General features: G+C 37.9%; 18 protein-coding genes. 13 read left to right on the forward strand and 5 right to left on the reverse strand.

The window, feature by feature from the left end; all coding sequences use genetic code 11:
* From MTP09_RS02705 to MTP09_RS02715, 3 genes are read right to left on the reverse strand one after another with little or no spacing between them, the layout of a single operon-like run.
* Positions 1–144, reverse strand: a complete 144-nt coding sequence (locus MTP09_RS02705; RefSeq protein WP_243550379.1) for a DUF2256 domain-containing protein — start codon at positions 142–144, stop codon at positions 1–3.
* A 7-nt stretch (positions 145–151) separates the two neighbouring features.
* Positions 152–1477 (reverse strand): ABC1 kinase family protein, encoded by a 1326-nt coding sequence (locus MTP09_RS02710; protein WP_243550380.1) that lies wholly within the window; start codon positions 1475–1477, stop codon positions 152–154.
* 16 nt (positions 1478–1493) lie between these two features.
* Positions 1494–2147, reverse strand: a complete 654-nt coding sequence (locus MTP09_RS02715) for a TetR family transcriptional regulator C-terminal domain-containing protein (protein WP_243550381.1) — start codon at positions 2145–2147, stop codon at positions 1494–1496.
* Between the two features lie 80 nt (positions 2148–2227).
* On the opposite strand from MTP09_RS02715, the gene MTP09_RS02720 reads away from it, so the two are divergent.
* The 9 genes from MTP09_RS02720 (at position 2228) to MTP09_RS14510 (ending at position 9337) form a co-directional block, all read left to right on the forward strand.
* On the forward strand, positions 2228–3691 hold the full coding sequence (locus tag MTP09_RS02720) for a phytoene desaturase family protein (RefSeq protein WP_243550382.1): 1464 nt from the start codon (positions 2228–2230) through the stop codon (positions 3689–3691).
* A gap of 14 nt (positions 3692–3705) precedes the next feature.
* A complete protein-coding gene (locus MTP09_RS02725) occupies positions 3706–4551 on the forward strand; it encodes a phytoene/squalene synthase family protein (protein ID WP_243550383.1) in 846 nt (281 codons plus the stop codon).
* Between the two features lie 26 nt (positions 4552–4577).
* Positions 4578–4811, forward strand: coding sequence for a hypothetical protein (locus MTP09_RS02730; protein WP_243550384.1), 234 nt, complete (start codon positions 4578–4580; stop codon positions 4809–4811).
* Between the two features lie 3 nt (positions 4812–4814).
* Positions 4815–5003 (forward strand): hypothetical protein, encoded by a 189-nt coding sequence (locus tag MTP09_RS02735; protein WP_243550385.1) that lies wholly within the window; start codon positions 4815–4817, stop codon positions 5001–5003.
* Positions 5000–5467: a sterol desaturase family protein gene (locus MTP09_RS02740; RefSeq protein ID WP_243550386.1), complete on the forward strand. Its 468-nt coding sequence runs from the start codon at positions 5000–5002 to the stop codon at positions 5465–5467. The genes MTP09_RS02735 and MTP09_RS02740 overlap by 4 nt, the downstream gene beginning before the upstream one ends.
* A 61-nt stretch (positions 5468–5528) precedes the next feature.
* Positions 5529–6263, forward strand: coding sequence for a lycopene cyclase domain-containing protein (locus tag MTP09_RS02745; protein ID WP_243550387.1), 735 nt, complete (start codon positions 5529–5531; stop codon positions 6261–6263).
* A gap of 43 nt (positions 6264–6306) precedes the next feature.
* Positions 6307–6735 (forward strand): SRPBCC family protein, encoded by a 429-nt coding sequence (locus MTP09_RS02750; protein ID WP_317618770.1) that lies wholly within the window; start codon positions 6307–6309, stop codon positions 6733–6735.
* Between the two features lie 39 nt (positions 6736–6774).
* Complete coding sequence (locus MTP09_RS02755) at positions 6775–8070, forward strand: cryptochrome/photolyase family protein (protein WP_243550389.1); 1296 nt, start codon at positions 6775–6777, stop codon at positions 8068–8070.
* A 406-nt stretch (positions 8071–8476) separates the two neighbouring features.
* Complete coding sequence (locus MTP09_RS14510) at positions 8477–9337, forward strand: TolC family protein (RefSeq protein ID WP_396022242.1); 861 nt, start codon at positions 8477–8479, stop codon at positions 9335–9337.
* 71 nt (positions 9338–9408) lie between these two features.
* Here MTP09_RS14510 and ettA read toward each other — a convergent pair whose 3' ends face one another.
* A complete protein-coding gene (ettA, locus tag MTP09_RS02770) occupies positions 9409–11100 on the reverse strand; it encodes an energy-dependent translational throttle protein EttA (RefSeq protein ID WP_243550390.1) in 1692 nt (563 codons plus the stop codon).
* 132 nt (positions 11101–11232) lie between these two features.
* Here ettA and MTP09_RS02775 point away from each other — a divergent pair, with 132 nt between their 5' ends.
* The 3 genes from MTP09_RS02775 (at position 11233) to MTP09_RS02785 (ending at position 14362) form a co-directional block, all read left to right on the forward strand.
* Positions 11233–12228, forward strand: coding sequence for a hypothetical protein (locus tag MTP09_RS02775; protein ID WP_243550391.1), 996 nt, complete (start codon positions 11233–11235; stop codon positions 12226–12228).
* Positions 12229–12289: 61 nt separating this feature from the next.
* Positions 12290–13309, forward strand: a complete 1020-nt coding sequence (locus tag MTP09_RS02780) for a nucleoid-associated protein (protein WP_243550392.1) — start codon at positions 12290–12292, stop codon at positions 13307–13309.
* A gap of 126 nt (positions 13310–13435) precedes the next feature.
* On the forward strand, positions 13436–14362 hold the full coding sequence (locus MTP09_RS02785) for a malate dehydrogenase (protein ID WP_243550393.1): 927 nt from the start codon (positions 13436–13438) through the stop codon (positions 14360–14362).
* A gap of 201 nt (positions 14363–14563) precedes the next feature.
* Here MTP09_RS02785 and MTP09_RS02790 read toward each other — a convergent pair whose 3' ends face one another.
* On the reverse strand, positions 14564–15973 hold the full coding sequence (locus tag MTP09_RS02790) for an alkaline phosphatase (protein WP_243550394.1): 1410 nt from the start codon (positions 15971–15973) through the stop codon (positions 14564–14566).
* Positions 15974–16058: 85 nt separating this feature from the next.
* Here MTP09_RS02790 and pafA point away from each other — a divergent pair, with 85 nt between their 5' ends.
* Positions 16059–17702: an alkaline phosphatase PafA gene (pafA, locus tag MTP09_RS02795; protein WP_243550395.1), complete on the forward strand. Its 1644-nt coding sequence runs from the start codon at positions 16059–16061 to the stop codon at positions 17700–17702.
* The last annotated feature ends 61 nt before the right edge of the window (positions 17703–17763 follow it).

A 17763-nucleotide genomic window follows, 5' to 3' on the forward strand; every position in this document is an offset into this window, starting at 1 on the left:
TTAGGAGATGTTTACATTCTTATTCCTTCTGCACTTTTCGCTGCAATACTTCACTTCGTCCCACACTTTTTGCCATTTTTTGCGCCAACTGAATGGTCTGTTGCAAACAGCGCAAACTTTCATGGGTAATTCGGATTTCTTCATTAAGACATTAAATGGTAACCAAAGAAATCGTTTGCCACTGATTGATCTCAATATCCTTTGCTTTCAAATCATGCAGCATATTGTAAAGACCGAAAAATGTTCTGTTCATATAAATAAAATGTCTGGATCCGCGGTTGGTATTCATGTTTCTCAGTTCATTCATTTTTGAATATTTTTGGCCCAGTTCTGCAATTTGAGCAAAAAAGATCTCGTCCGAAAAATCAAAGGTTTCTTGATTAAAGGGTTTTGTAAACAAGCGCAGCATTTCATGAAACAATTCACCGAAAAACTGCTTTTCTTCCACACTATCTTTCTCGAGCAAAATTTCTAATTCATACAATTTTTTAATAAAATATTCCTGATTATTCAGGTTTTCTTCTTTTGCCAATTCGAAATAGGGTACATAAAAATCATTGGGAATTTCTTTGATACAGCCGAAATCGATTACTTGGAGCTCGTCTTTAGCCGAAATCAGGAAATTTCCCGGGTGAGGATCTGCGTGCACTTTTCTCAGGTGGTGCAGTTGGTACATATAAAAATTCCACAACGTTTGTCCAATTTTATCACGCTGCTCCTGGCTGGGATTTGTTGAAATATATTCAGAGAAATGCAATCCGTGCATCCAATCCATTGTAATCACTCTTTCAGAGGAAAATTCTGGATAGTATTTCGGAAATTTAAGGTTGGGTAAATGTTTACATGCTGCTGCGATTTCTTGGCTTTGTTTGATTTCCAACTCATAATCGGTTTCCTCATAAAGTTTTTCTTCTACTTCATTAAAATAAGATTCTGAACCTTCTTTTTGAATGTTGAACATTCTCATCGCAATAGGTTTAACCATTTTTAAGTCGGTAGAAATACTTTCCCGTACTCCCGGATACTGGATTTTCACAGCCAATTCTTTTCCTCCTTTTTTCGCTTTATGCACTTGCCCGATACTTGCTGCGTTCACGGATTCGGCAGAAAATACATCAAAAAGGTCTTCAGGATTTTTCCCAAAATATTTTCTGAACGATTTTTTGACCAGTGCTCCGGAAAGTGGCGGAACAGAAAATTGTGATAAAGAAAACTTCTCTACATATTGCTGTGGCATAATGCTCTTTTCCATGCTCAGCATTTGTGCAACTTTTAGCGCAGAGCCTTTCAATTCTTTTAGGCTGTCATAGATATCAGCAGCATTATCTTCGTGTAGAATTTGCTTGGCTTGGTCTTCGTCTTTGGTGATTTTGTTGCCGTAATATTTTATATAATTTACCCCTACTTTGGCACCTGCTTTTAGCAAGTTTGTAGTACGTTCTATTTTTCCTGTCGGTATTTTATTCAGCGTTTTCATTGTCGATGGATTTTGTTTACTTCCCGAATTTTTCTTTATAAAGAAATTTACCTAAATCAATAAATTTTCGAATGGGTTCGTTGTCGATCAATTCAAAACCAGTATCAATTGTTTTTTCAATGTAGAGGTCGGTTTTCTCAAACTGAGGCGACTGGTCGTTTTTCCAAAATTCGATTATTGATATAAAATGCAGCCAAAGAATCTCTTCACGATACTTGTCGTTCCATCTTTGTAAATCTTTTGAAACCTTTTTTAATAGTTCTAACTCCTCAAAATGCAAAGTTTCCACAAATTGCTTGTGCAAATTTTTCAGCGATTGCATCTTTATCATCATCTGCCTTGCATTACCTTTCAGTAATTCTAGGACGAATGAGCGATTTAATGTTAAATTTTCAATAAAAATATAATAGAGATTCAGCAACTTTTCTTTTGAAGACTGAGATGCGTATCCCTCCGCACTGATGCTTAATTCCAGCGATTTCTCAAATAAAATTTTCAGGTAATCTCGCTCGATGGCTTCAAAGTTTCCATAATATTTATAAAATTCTTGCTCTGTGGTGTTTAAATCTTTAGCAAATTGGTAAATATTTTTTGGACGCTCGCCATGAATCAAAATATAGTCAGAATAAGCTTCGATAATGCTGTCTTTTGTGATTGTTTGTGTTTTCATTTTATAGGTGATTTATTTATTTGTAAAATATTGTACAAATATAAAAATAAAAGTATATATTTGGACAATTATTTTTACTCATGAAAAAAGCTATAATTATTGGGTCCGGTTTTTCATCTTTGTCTGCAGCGTGCTACCTGGCAAAAGCTGGACTTAATGTAAATGTTTTAGAAAAAAATGAACAGTTGGGAGGAAGGGCTTCCATGATGGAGATAGATGAATTCAAATTCGATATGGGACCGAGTTGGTATTGGATGCCTGATGTTTTCGAACGTTTTTTTGCAGATTTTGGTAAAAGCGTATCAGAATATTATACGCTTGAAAAACTTTCTCCGGCCTACCGAGTGGTTTTTGGTAAAAATGATTTCATTGATATAGAAGATACACCAGAAAAAATTATCCAAACTTTTGAAAATATTGAAAAAGGTTCGGGAAAGCATCTGAAAAGATTTATGAGTGAATCCCAAGAGAATTATAATATCGCTATGAAGGATTTGGTTTATCAGCCAGGGCTTTCAGTAACGGAATTGGTGTCATGGGAAACAGCAACGCGATTAGGTCTCTTCGTGAAAAATATCAGTCAGCAAATCCGAAAAAATATTAAGAATCCAAAACTGAGAAGTATTTTGGAATTTCCCGTCCTGTTTTTGGGCGCGAAACCAAAGGATACACCCGCTTTTTATAATTTTATGAATTATGCAGACTTTGGTTTGGGAACTTGGTATCCGAAAGGCGGTTTTAATGCCGTTGCTTTAGGGATGGTGAAGCTGGCCAAGGAATTAGGTGTGGATTTCAAGACCAATGCTGCGGTGCAGTCTATACAGACAGAAAAAGGTAAGGTAGTGAGTGTTTCTACGGAAAAAGAAACCTTCGCTGCCGATGTTTTCGTATCGGGAGCGGATTATGCCCACACTGAAAATCTACTTAAAAATAACAGAAACTACAGAGAAGAATCTTGGAAAAAGAAAACTTTTGCTCCCAGCTCTTTGCTTTATTATGTTGCTTTTGATAAGAAAGTTGAAACTTTGGAACATCATAATCTATTTTTTGACACCGATTTTGAACAGCACGCTGAGGAAATTTACGACACAATGACCTTCCCGAAAGCGCCTTTGTTCTACGCTAATTTTTCCAGCAAAACGGACAGCTCCCTTTGTCCGGAAGATAAAGAAATTGGTTTTTTCCTTATTCCTATTGCGGTGGATTTAGAAGATTCGGAAGAGATCCATGAGCATTATTTTAATTTAATCTTAGATAGGATTAAGAATTCAACCGGTGAAGATCTGAGGCCGAAGATTTTATTCAAAAAAAGTTTTGGAACCCAAGATTTCAAAAATCGCTATAATTCTTGTCGGGGGAACGCTTATGGTTTAGCGAATACCTTAATGCAAACATCTGTGCTAAGACCCTCCATAAGAAATAAAAAATTAGATAATTTCTTTTATACAGGTCAGTTAACCGTGCCTGGTCCTGGGGTACCACCCGCATTAATTTCCGGAAAGGTAGTAAGTGAATATATTTTAAGCAAAGGAAAGTTTAATTAATAAAGAATATCATTATGAATAATTTTCAAAAATTCAATAAAATTTCAGATTGTACTTCTCAGTTGGTAACTAAACAGTACAGCACTTCTTTTTACTGGGCATCTTCGTTATTTAGTCGGGAAATTCGTCAGCATATTTATAATATTTACGGTTTCGTAAGGTTTGCTGATGAAATAGTGGATACCTTCCATGATTATGATAAGCAGAAATTGCTTAATGAGTTCGAAAGAAATTATAGAGAAACTTTGGAAAACGGAATTTCAATTAATCCTGTGATTCAGTCATTCTGCAGAACTCAAAAAGAAAATAATATTCCGCAGGATTTGGTTGATGCATTTCTATATTCCATGAAAATGGATTTAGGCGAGATTAAAGATTTGAATGATGAATTGTATAATCTCTACATTTATGGAAGCGCAGAAGTAGTGGGATTAATGTGTTTAAAAGTCTTTGTGAAAACGCAGGAGGACTACGAAAAAATGAAACCTTATGCACAAAGTCTGGGTGCAGCTTTTCAAAAAATCAATTTTCTTAGGGATATTTCCGCTGATTACAACGATTTGAATCGCACCTATTTCCCCAATGTGAATTTTCTGGATTTTTCCGAAAGAGAAAAAGCAGAAATAGAATTAAATATTAAGAGTGATTTTGAAAAGGCGCTCATCGGGATCAAAATGCTTCCTTTATCAAGCAGAAGTGCAGTTTTTATGGCGTACAAGTATTACATCAGTCTTTTCAAGAAAATTAAAAAACAGCGTGCAGAAACTTTAATGAAAAGTAGAATCCGTGTTTCTAATGCAAGGAAAATTTATCTGATGGGAGAAATGCTTCTAACAAAGAATTTATACTTTATTCGATGAAATTTTTGATCATAATTTTTACGCTGATGTGCAATATTATTTTTGCTCAAAACCTTAAAGAGCTGAGAAATTATTTAATTAAAGGTGAAAAATCTTCAGCTGCAGCAATACAATTAATGGAAAAGTCTGAGGCGCTTTTTAAACAAAATAAATTGCCTATTTACCAAGGTTTTTACAGTGTCGGACAATTTTTCATGGCAAAACATGCTGCCAATCCTTTTAAAAAATTATCTTATTTTAAAGAAGGAAAAAAAACATAAATAATGCAATTAGCAGCGATTCTTAAAAATTTGGGATTAAGATTGTTCAGACTGATGACCCAAGAACAGGCACCAGCTTTTCTGAATTATACCGATAATATTAAAGAAGATCGCTCATTTATTTTGAAAAATTATGAAAATACAACGGACGAAGATTTGAAAATTTTCATTAAAAAATATTTAAAAAAATGATTCTACTATATTTGGCAATCACAGCAGTTACTTTTGTAGCAATGGAAGGCATCACATGGCTAACCCACAAATACATCATGCATGGACTTCTCGGCTGGTATTTTCATGAAGATCATCATCAACCTGGCTATCCACACGATTTCGAGAAGAATGATTTTTTCTTTGTGGTTTTTGCTATTCCTTGTATGATCTTGTTTTATTTCGGCACTGTGGGCGGAATTACTTGGTTAGCGTTTTTAGCAGCGGGAGTTTTGCTCTACGGAATTTGCTACTTTTTGGTCCATGATGTACTGATACACCGAAGATTCAAATGGTTTGATAAAGTGGACCACTGGTACTTCCGAGGGTTGAGAAAAGGACATAAAATTCACCACAAACATTTGGGAAAAGAAGATGGCGAATGTTTCGGAATGCTATACGTACCCAAAAAATATTTTATTGAAGCCAGAAAAATGCGTAAATAGTTGATCTTGATTTTTTGTTGGACTTTTTACATTAATCATTAACGATGTACTAACCATTATTATGGAGAAATATTACTATATCCTTTTGAATATCGCGACATTTTCAGTGCCGTTTTTTTTTAGTTTTGAAAAGAAGTGGATGCATTTTGCGCGATTTTGGAAACCATATTTTCTAGCAATTATCAGCGTTGGGTTATTCTTTATTATTTGGGATATCTTCTTTGCATATTCCGATATTTGGGGTTTCAACGATCAATATTTATTAGGATTTAGAATATTTAAATTGCCTATTGAGGAATGGATGTTCTTTCTTCTCATTCCTTATTCCAGTAATTTTATCCATTACTCACTGGAATATTTCTTTCCAAGATTACAGTTAAGTATAATAGCTACGCAGATCATCAGCATCGCGCTACTCATAATTTCATTGGGCGTTGTGCTGAGTAATTATGATCGATTGTACACCTTATGCAGTTTCGGCTTATTTGCCTTGCTCATGTTGGCCCAAATCATCTATCAGTGGAAATACGCCCGACGTTTTTATCTAAGTTTTATCCTGATTTACGTGCCATTTTATTTTGTGAATGGCGCTTTGACGGGAAGTTATTCGGCAAATCCCGTAGTTTATTATGATAATGCTGAAAATCTTGGAATTCGTGTGGGAACTATGCCACTGGAGGATTCTTTCTATTGTTTTTCGATGCTTTATAGCAGCGTACTGCTTTTTGAATTTTTAAAGAAAAAAATGAATTTAGATCAACCGATTAGAATCAATCATGGACATAAAAATAACTAAACAATCTGGCATTTATACCTTAACTTCTAGACAGGTTTTGCCAATGCCCCTGGAAAAAGCATGGGCATTTTTCTCTTTACCACAAAATTTGGACAAAATTACCCCAGATGATATGGCGTTTTCCATCACCAATAATCCACCAAACTATACCTACCAAGGACAAATTATTACCTATAAAATAGGGATTTTTCCTTTGATTAAAAATAATTGGGTAACGGAAATTACGCACCTGAAAGAAGGTGAGTTTTTTGTAGACGAACAACGTTTCGGGCCTTATGCGATGTGGCACCACGAACACCATTTTGAAGAACTAGAAGATGGAAAAGTTCTCATGACGGACATTGTTAATTTCAAATTACCGATGGGATTTGTTGGCGATTTGGTAGCGGGATTTTTTGTGAAAAACAAAGTGAGAAAAATTTTTGAAAGTAGATTCAAAATTTTGGGAGATTTATTTCCCGCCAACAGTTAGAAAGCGAACGTCAATACCACAATATAAAATCCAGTTTTAATGAAAATCAATATATTCTGGTTCAGAAGAGATTTACGTTTAGATGATAATCATGGGCTGTATCAGGCATTATCCCAAGATTTAAAAGTAGTTCCCATCTTTATCTTCGATCAGCAAATTCTTACTCAACTTTCCGATAAGAAAGATAAGCGGGTTCAATTTATTTACGAGGCAATTGAAAGGTTAAACAAAAAATTAGCAAAGGTGGGTTCTGGAGTTGATCTCTATTATGGCAACCCAAAGGAAGTTTTCGAAAAAATTATTAAAAAGTATGATGTTCATTCCGTTTTCACGAACGAAGATTATGAACCGTATGCGCTGAGAAGAGACGGAGAAATTCATGAATTTCTACAATCTAAAAACATTGAATTTAAAACTTTTAAAGATCAAGTCATTTTCGCACCACAGGAAGTTTTAAAGATAGATGGGCAGCCGTTTCAGGTGTACAGTCCGTATGCTAAACAATGGGAATCGCAATTACCTGAAAATTTAGAAGAGTATAAATCAGAAGATTTATTAGATCATTTTTTTCAATTTACGCCCAATCATTTGACGCTGAAAGATATTGGTTTTGAAAATTCAGGAGAAATTTTTCAAAAGCCCAGTTTAAGTGAGGATGTCCTGAAACAATATGGTGAAAAAAGAAATTTCCCCGCAGCAGATGCAACTTCAAAAGTGTCCGTCCATTTGAGGTTTGGAACAGTAGGAATTCGAAAATTGGTAAATTATGCCAAGAAAAATAGTAATAAATTCCTTCGGGAATTGATCTGGAGAGAATTTTTTATGATGTTGCTGTACCATTTTCCACATACCGTCACCAAATCTTTCAAGCCAAAATACGATGACGTGAAATGGGAATTCGACGAAGATAAGTTTAAAAAATGGTGCGAAGGAAAAACAGGTTTTCCATTGGTGGATGCAGGGATGAGAGAGCTTAATGAAACTGGTTTCATGCACAACCGAGTTCGCATGCTCGTAGCAAGTTTTTTAATCAAAGATTTGCATATTGATTGGAAGATCGGGGAGGCATACTTTGCCAATAAATTGTTAGATTATGATCAGGCGCAAAATATTGGAAACTGGCAATGGGTAGCAGGTTCAGGTGCAGATGGTTCACCCTATTTTAGAGTTTTTAATCCATATCTGCAACAGGAGAAATTTGACAAAAATTTCACCTACATAAAAAAATGGATTCCCGAATATGGAACAGCAGAATATCCAAAGGAAATGGTTAACCACGATGAGGAAAGAAAAAAAGCCATCGAGTATTATAAAGATGCCTTAAACAGTGATTAAATTTATGGTGATTTCATTTTCTTTTTAATATTTAAATAAGCATAAAACGCTAGTGAGTGTCAATCTCAAGGTCAAGCAAACAGTGCAGACGATGTACAAGATGCAGACTTCGAAGATATAATTCAATAATGAATTAAGATCGATTAATAATGATCATAAAAACGCTGTAAGCTATTAGTTTACAGCGTCTTTTTTTGTTTTGAAGCTTACCGACTCCCTTTAATAGTCGTTTTCAATTGTTTTACCTTTAAAAAACTTCCTAATATTCCATAATCATTCTTCACGCAAATCTTGTTGGTCGATGAAATCTTTCAGTTGGTCGATAAACTTGTTTGGTGTTTCTATTTCATTTTAAGTCAACGGGTTATAGTTCTACCTTTGTTTCATCAAAATAAAGATAGAAATCATGAAAAAAAATATATTAATCCTATTATTTGCGGTGAACGCGGCTGTTTTTAGGCAGAGTTCCAAGTGGTCGCTTCAGGATTGTATTGATTACGCAATTCAGAACAACATCACCATCAAAAAAGCTGAAATCAACAAAAAGACTTCGGAACTGAATCTTCAGCAGTCGAAATACAACAAGCTCCCTTCTGTAACCGGAAACACGAGTTTGAGTCTGCTGAATGGTTCCAGTGTGGATCCGGTGACCAGTACTTTTAATTCTCAACTTACCACTTCCAACAGTTTCAATGTGAGCTCAAGTCTTACTTTGTATCAAGGAAACCAGCTGAATCTGAACATTGAGAAAAATAAAATCCTTGTCGATCAGAGCGATTTATACTTGAAAGAAGCTTCCAACAATATTACATTGAGCATAATCGAGGCCTACATGCAGGCTTTGTATAATTATGAGGCCATCGAGGTGGCGAGAATTACTTCAAAATCTACGCAGGAAGAGTTGAAGCAGGCGCAAGTTAAATATAAAAACGGGGCCATTTCGGTTGAACTCTTCAACAAAGCCGACGGTTTGATTTTCCAAACTGAAAAGCAATTGAAAGAATTTGGCGACAAACTTTCAGCTGACAAAAAAGCAGGTATCGAAACGGCACTTGCAGAATTGAAAACCGCTTATGAAGCTAAAGACGTAGAAAGCATCAAAACCAAGACTGAGGCATTAGACGCAGCTTGGATGGCAGCTTCTGAAGAACTGTACGCCGCAGGTCAGCAAGCTCAGGGAAATCCTGATATGGGCGGAAACCCAAATCCGGGAGCAGGCACCGGAGCAGATGATGTTCAGGATGCGGATTTTGAGGAGGTTAAGTAATTAACTTTATAATAATAAAAACCGCCACAAACAAAGTTTGTGGCGGTTTTGTTTTTACAATATTTAAATGATTATTTCATCAGCTTTCTGTATTTGATTCTTTTCGGAACCAAATCACCACCCAAACGTTTTTTCTTGTTTTCTTCATAATCACTGAAGCTGCCTTCAAAATAATAGACATTGGAATCGCCTTCAAATGCTAAAATATGTGTACATACACGGTCAAGGAACCAACGGTCGTGACTGATAATCACGGCGCAACCGGCGAAATTATCCAAACCTTCTTCCAATGCACGTAAAGTATTTACATCAAGGTCGTTGGTAGGTTCGTCGAGTAATAGGACGTTGCCTTCTTCCTTTAAAGTCATTGCCAAATGTAGTCGGTTTCGTTCACCGCCGGAAAGTTGAGCAACTTTTTTATTTTGTTCGCTTCCACTGAAATTGAAGCGACTGAGATAAGCGCGAGAATTTACCTGCTTTCCGCCCATCATCACCAATTCCTGTCCGTCGCTGAAGTTTTCCCAAATCGTTTTTTCTGGATCGATGTTGCTGTGCGTTTGGTCCACATAAGCGATTTTCACGGTGTCGCCGACTTCAAAACTGCCACCATCCGGTTCCACTTCATCCATTATCATTTTGAAAATCGTGGATTTTCCGGCTCCGTTTGGTCCGATAATTCCGACAATTCCCGCCTGTGGAAGTTTAAAGTTCAGATCATCATAGAGCAATTTATCGCCGTATGCTTTTGCCACATTTTTGGCTTCAATCACATTGGTTCCCAATCTCGGGCCGTTTGGAATATAAATTTCAAGTTTTTCGTCCAGCTGTTTCTGGTCCTGATTCAATAATTTATCATAACTCGCCAAACGCGCTTTTTGCTTGCTCTGTCTTCCTTTCGGTGCCATCCGAACCCATTCCAGTTCGCGTTCCAAAGCTTTCTGGCGCTTGCCTGCACTTTTCTGTTCCTGTGCCAAACGTTTTGATTTCTGATCCAGCCACGACGAATAATTTCCCTTCCACGGAATGCCTTCGCCACGGTCGAGTTCCAGTATCCATCCTGCCACATTATCAAGGAAATAGCGGTCGTGCGTTACCGCAATGACGGTTCCTTTGTATTCCGCCAAATGATGTTCCAGCCAGTGAACGCTTTCAGCATCAAGGTGGTTGGTAGGTTCATCGAGAAGGAGGATATCCGGTTCGCTCAGCAACAGTCGGCAAAGTGCGACACGGCGTCTTTCACCGCCTGATAAAACAGAGATGGGCGTGTCCGGATCAGGCGTATTCAGTGCATTCATTGCAATTTCAAGCCTTGTGTCCAGTTCCCACGCATTGGAAGCGTCGATCTGATCCTGAAGTTTGGCTTGTTTTGCCATCAGTTCATCCATTTTATCAGGATTTTCATACACTTCCGGCAAGCCAAACATATCGTTGATTTTGTTGTATTCATCCAGTACATCCACCACTTCCTGAACGCCTTCTTTCACCACTTCCAGAACGGTTTTCGATTCATCCAGTTTTGGTTCCTGTTCCAGTAAACCGACGGAATAACCGGGCTGAAATTCGAGTTCTCCCTGATAGTTTTTATCGGTTCCGGCAATAATTCTCAGCAAAGTAGATTTTCCGCTTCCGTTCAATCCCAGAATCCCGATTTTAGCACCATAGAAAAAACTCAAACTGATGTTTTTCAACACCGGAGTCTGCGCATTAGGATAGGTTTTGTTCATTTTCCACATCGAGAAAATGATGTTCTTATCGTCTGACATTTTTTTAAAATTTTAAGGGCTAAAGATACTGAATTTTATAACTTTTTATCATTTGAAGTATCGTCTGAATCTGTATGCGAACGATACGGGTTTTCTTTCTATTTTTTTGTAATTTAGAAACAAATAAATTTTATGTGGTTCGAAAAATTAATGGGTTTTGAAGAGGTTTCTCACGAAAACGTTCAGAAGAATATTGAAATTGTTGGCGATAGTATGGTTTCAGGGATTAACGCTAAGTCCTATAAGTGGGGGAAGTTTGAGGTTCCAACATTAGAAGAATTAAGAGAAAGAATTGTTCTTGAAGAATTCAGCTCCAAAATATCTGTTTCTGAAACAGTGGGAAATGTTCAGCGATTTCATTGTGATTCCGAAAATGCAAATGCTGTTTTTCAGGCGGCCTCACAATTTAATATGCTCGAAATGGTTTCTCCACGTGTCACTCCGGAAGCGGGTGTCGGAATCTATGAAAACGACAGAACTCAAGGTCCGGCGTGCGCTCTTGCCTGCGGTGCCGGAACCATTTACAGAAATTATTTTGCTGTGGTAAATGGACAAATTGGTCAAACTGAAAACAACCAGATAGACGGGCTCGAACACATTGGGAAAGCACTTGGTAATGATGAATTTAAGCTTTGGGAAATGCAAAACGGATACTGTTTTCCAAATGAAAACGGACTTCACCATATCAATACGCAGATTGCTGAAATGACCGATAAAGACCGGGAACACTTGAAAGGCAAACTGAAAGTCGGTATTCAGTGGAATTCTGAAGTTACCATTGCAAATCCGGAGCAGATCGTTACACAAGTTTATAGTTCGGCGCTTCCAATCGGTTATTCGGCGCATTTTCCACCGTCACTTTGGGAGCCATTGGCAAAAATTATTCTTGAGGCAACTTACGAAGCCACTTTTTGTACTGCACTGATTAATTTCGAAAATACCGGCTGTAACAAGCTCTTTCTCACTTTGGTGGGAGGAGGTGTTTTCGCCAATCCTGAATCCTGGATTTTGGATGCCATTAAAAGATCTGTCCAGAAGTTTCAGAATACGCCGCTTGATGTGAAAATTGTAAGCTACGGACATTCAAATTATTCCGTCCGGAATATGATTGCTGAGTTAAAAGAATAACGGCCTAAAACTTTGCACCCTCTTTCTTTAAATCTATATTTGCACTTCTAAAAATTAAAGAATGTTTTCAAATATCATTGTTCATAAAGTTGGTAATAAAATCAATCAGGAGTCGCTGGTTTTGTCGCAAGAAGAATTGCAGCTGGATGAAGATATGAACGAACTGCTGACCGATTTTTTTCTGAAAGGATTTAAATCAGAAGAACAATTCCAGTTCTACAGCGATACTTATTTGGTGAACAATCCGGTTTACAGTTCTGTTTCTGAAATTTTTGAAAACAGAAGCAAATTTATTTTTGAGAGTGAAAATATTGCAAAGCATCTGTATGATGCAACAGAAAATCCGCGTGTTCAGGATGGAGAACTGTTTATCTGTTATTTTGCAGGTCAGGCTGAACAGGAAAATGAGGTTGCCATCGACAAAATAGGCATCTTCAAAACTGAAAATAGGAATCCATTTCTTAAAATTTATCCTAAGAATGAAACTTTTGATATTGATAAAGATTATGGGATCGGACTTTCAAAACTGGATAAAGGTGCGTTGATTTATAATACTGGCAAAGAGACCGGTTATGCAGTCTCCGTGATTGACAACAACAAAAACGGCGACATCTATTATTGGTTCGAAGATTTTCTAAAAGTAAAACAACGCGACGACGAATATTTCCACACCCAAGAAACACTCGCAGTTTACAAAGATTTCATCACCAAACAATTGCCAACAGAATTCGAGGTTTCAAAAGCCGACCAGGCCGATTTCCTCAACAAATCCATCAATTTTTTTAAAGAAAAAGAGCAGTTCGATTTTGAAGAATTTACCAATGAAGTTTTGGAAGATAAAAACGTCATAGAAAGCTTTGCGAATTTTAAGACCGATTATGAGCAGGATATGCAGATTTCAATTTCGGAAGAATTTCCAATTAATTCTGCTGCGGTAAAAAAGAATCAACGTTACTTTAAAAGTGTGATTAAGCTTGATAAAAATTTCCACATCTACGTCCATGGTGACCGCAAAAGAATAGAAACCGGGCAGAACGAAAAAGGGAAATATTACCGACTTTATTTTGACGAAGAAAAATAAAATTTATTTGAATGAAATTGTTTTAGCAATCAATATTTCGTAAATTTGGAAGTCCGATTTTTTTTCAATTCTATTTGGACGAATGATTCTGATTCATTAAAAAAATAATTAAATATAAGTATTATCATGAAAGTTACCGTAGTAGGAGCAGGAGCAGTAGGTGCAAGTTGTGCCGAGTATATTGCGATGAAAAATTTCTGTGCAGAAGTTGTATTGGTTGACATTAAAGAAGGTTTTGCCGAAGGTAAAGCAATGGATTTGATGCAAACCGCATCTTTGAACGGATTTGATACCAAAATCACCGGAACAACAGGAGACTACAGCAAAACAGCAGGTTCTGATGTTGCCGTAATCACTTCCGGAATCCCAAGAAAACCCGGAATGACCCGTGAAGAACTGATCGGAATCAACGCGGGAATCGTGAAAGAAGTAACTGCAAACTTGGTAAAACATTCACCAAACGTGATCATCATCGTAGTTTCTAACCCAATGGATACCATTGCTTACTTAGTTCATAAAACTTCCGGACTTCCGAAAAACAGAATTATCGGTATGGGTGGAGCTTTGGACAGCGCACGTTTCAAATACAGACTGGCTGAAGCTTTGGAAGCACCGATTTCAGATGTTGACGGAATGGTAATCGCAGCACACAGCGACACCGGAATGCTTCCTCTAATGAGCAAAGCAACAAGAAACGGAGTTCCTGTAACTGAATTCCTGAACGAGGAAAAACAAAATTATGTGATCGAGGAAACGAAAGTTGGTGGTGCTACATTGACCAAACTTTTGGGAACTTCAGCTTGGTATGCACCGGGAGCAGCAGTTTCTGTGATGGTTCAGGCAATCGCTTGCGACCAGAAAAAAATGATTCCTTGTTCGCTAATGCTTGATGGCGAATACGGGCAAAGCGATATTTGTCTTGGCGTACCTGCAATCATCGGAAGAAACGGGGTTGAAAAAATCGTTGACGTTCCTTTGACCGACGCCGAAAAAGAAAAATTCGCAACTGCGGCACAAGCAGTAAGAGAAGTAAACGGAGACCTGAAATTCTAATATTTCAGAACCTTTCGATAAAGAAAAAACGCTTCGGATTTCCCGAGGCGTTTTTGCTTTTCCTAATCCTTGAAGGATTGAAGAATCAGAAATTTAGAACATATTTCAGTGTTTTTTGATAGATAAAAAAATGCTTCAGATTTCCCGAGGCGTTTTTTTTCTTCTTCCGACTTCGGACTTCGGACTTCCGTCTCCCATCTTCTAAAACTTATTCTCAACTTCTGCGGCTTTCAGTAGGAAAGTATGCATATCTGTATTTTTCATGAAGGGTTTCATTTTATCACTTCCCGGTCCGAACATTGCGAGTTCAGTATAATCTGCGGAGTGGTCCATGCTGATCCAGCCGACAGATGTGTATGCTTTTTGAATATCCGCAAGAAGTTTGAAAGGCAAATGTCGCGGGTTGTAAACGCCGTCTTCCATTTTTGCTTTAGAGTAATAACCCAAAAGTTCTCTTGCCTGATCATCACTGATATTGATTCCCGCATTGGCTAGTGCAATTCTGTTTTTTATTGTTGAAACGGAATCTGTAGGATTTACGCCCTGAAGAATCCACTCATTTGTCTGCGTAAATTTCTGAATTCTGTCGAAATCTGAATTTACATTTTTACCATAAATTAATCCCGGATTTGCGTTTCCGTGATCGGAAGTAATGATTACCAAAGTGTTTCCGTCTTTTTTTGCAAAATCGATGGCAACTTTCACGGCATCGTCAAACGCCAACTGGTCATAAAGTAGTCCCGCGATATCGTTTCCGTGAGCTGCCCAATCTACTTTTCCGGCTTCAACCTGCATCACAAAACCGTTTCTGTGGTCCTTCATCTGATTGATAGCTTTGTCGGTCATTTCAGCGAGCGTCGGAATATTGTTTTTCATAAAACTGCTGCTGTTCTGATCTGCGGAATAGGGAAGTCCGTCCACATCAAAGGTTGCGAGGAGCGGTTTGTTCTTGGAGGCCGCATTCATTTCAGTTTTATTTCTTGCCACGCTGTATCCTTTGTTCCGGAAAACCGAATACATGTCTTTCTTATCTTTTCTTTGGGCGGCATCGAAATATTTATGGCCACCTCCCATCATCACGTCAAAACCGAGATCGGAATAGATTTCAGCAATATCTTCCTGTGAATTTCTGCTTTTGGTATAGACGCAAAATCCTGCAGGTGTTGCGTGTGTGATCGGAACGGTAGTGACACAGCCGACTTTTTTGCCTGCTTTTTTGAATTTTTGAAGGATTGGCAAATATTCCTCTCCATTGGGTCCGATGTTCAAGCTGCCATTATTCACCCTTTTTCCGCCACCCCACGAAGAGCTTGCAGCAGCAGAATCGGTGACGATCGAGTTGAGTGAAGCCATATCCATTACACCGCGGTTTACCAAACTTTCTTCGTAAAGCGAAATCCAGTGGGAAGGTTTGCCGAGTTTTCTTCTGGAGTAAAGATCTGCCATATTGAGCGTTCCGGAACTCATCCCGTCGCTTACCATAAAGATAATGTTCTTGGCTTTTCTGCTCCCGAATTCTTCTTTGATTGTGTTGGCTTTAGCTCTGAATGGATTTAGGAGCAGTCCGCCAAATGCAAGAGCACCGCCGCGTAAAAATTCTTTTCTTTTCATAATTTACAATTTCGACAAATATAATTTTAAAATAATAATACAAAGGATGAATGTGATTAAATTTGCATCAACAAAAATTTTTTCAATGTTCAGAAAGACCATTATTACAGTCCTCGCTTTTTTCACAGTTGGAATCAATGCACAAAAAAATTCAACATCAAAATCAGAAAGACCGAAATTAGTAGTAGGTTTGGTGGTGGATCAGATGCGTTGGGACTATCTGTACCGGTATTACGACAAATATGGCAACGATGGTTTCAAGCGGTTGCTGAATCAGGGTTACTCGCTCAACAATGTACACATCGACTATATTCCGACGGTTACCGCGCTTGGTCATACTTCGATTTACACGGGCTCTGTTCCTGCAATCCACGGAATAGCGGGAAACGACTGGACTGATAAATCTACTGGCAAAAACATTTATTGCACCACCGATGAAAATGTAAAACCGGTGGGAACGACCAATGTGAAAATAGGAAGCCACTCGCCAAAAAATCTGTGGTCAACAACGATTACTGACGAACTTCGGTTGGCGACGAACTTCCAGGCAAAAGTCGTGGGAGTTTCTTTAAAGGATCGTGCGTCGATTCTTCCGGCAGGTCATAATCCTACAGGTGCTTTCTGGTTTGATGATTCCACCGGAAATTTCGTGACGAGCTCTTATTATATGAATGATTTGCCTCAATGGCTGAAAAACTTCAACGCGCAGAACCTTCCAGAAAAATTAGTTGCAAACGGGTGGAATACTTTGCTTCAAATTAATCAATACACTGAAAGTTCACCCGACAATTCTCCGTGGGAAGGACTTTTGGGAAGTGCAAAAACACCAACTTTTCCTTACAGTAATTTAGCCGCAGATTATCAGCTTAAAAAAGACAATATCCGTTACACACCTTTCGGAAATACATTGACGCTGAAAGTTGCAGAAGCTTCGATTGAAGGAGAAAGTTTGGGCAAAGACAACATCACCGATTTCCTTGCAGTGAATCTTGCTTCAACGGATTATGCGGGACATAAATTCGGTCCGAACTCAATTGAAGTGCAGGATGTTTATCTCCGTCTGGATCGGGATTTGGCTGAGTTTTTCCAATACCTTGATTCGAAAGTGGGAAAAAATCAGTACACCGTTTTTCTTTCCGCGGATCACGGCGGCGCACATGCAGTTGGATTTATGCAGGAACATAAAATGGCGACAGGATTCTTTGGTGAAAATGCAGAGAAGACTTTAAACCAGGTTCTGAAAGACAAATTCGGAACCGAGAAAATGATTATGGCGATGGACAATTACCAAATTTATCTCGACCAGAAATTAATCAAGGACAACAAACTTAATTCCGATGAGGTGACTAATTATTTGGTGGATGAACTCAACAAAGATCAAAGTGTTCTCTTCGCCGTCGATTTGAAAAAAGTTGGAAGCGCGCCGATTCCTGAACCCATCAAGACAAGAATTATCAACGGTTACAATTGGCAGCGAAGTGGCGACATCCAACTGATTTCCCACGATTCGATGCTTCCTCCATACGCAAAAACCGGAACCACTCATAGTGTTTGGAATTCTTACGATTCCCGCATTCCTTTGATTTTTATGGGATGGGGAATTAAAAATGGCGAAAGTAATAAGGGATACAACATGACCGATATTTCACCGACCATCGCATCTTTACTCAAGATACAGTTCCCAAGCGGAAATATTGGAAATCCGATTGTGGAGGTTTTGGGGAAATAACAAACAATCGAAACATTAATTATTAGTTAAGTTTTTTGATCATGATTTGTTTCGCAAAGAT

The sequence above is a fragment of the Chryseobacterium suipulveris genome (genome assembly GCF_022811685.1).
Taxonomy (GTDB): Bacteria; Bacteroidota; Bacteroidia; order Flavobacteriales; family Weeksellaceae; genus Kaistella; species Kaistella suipulveris.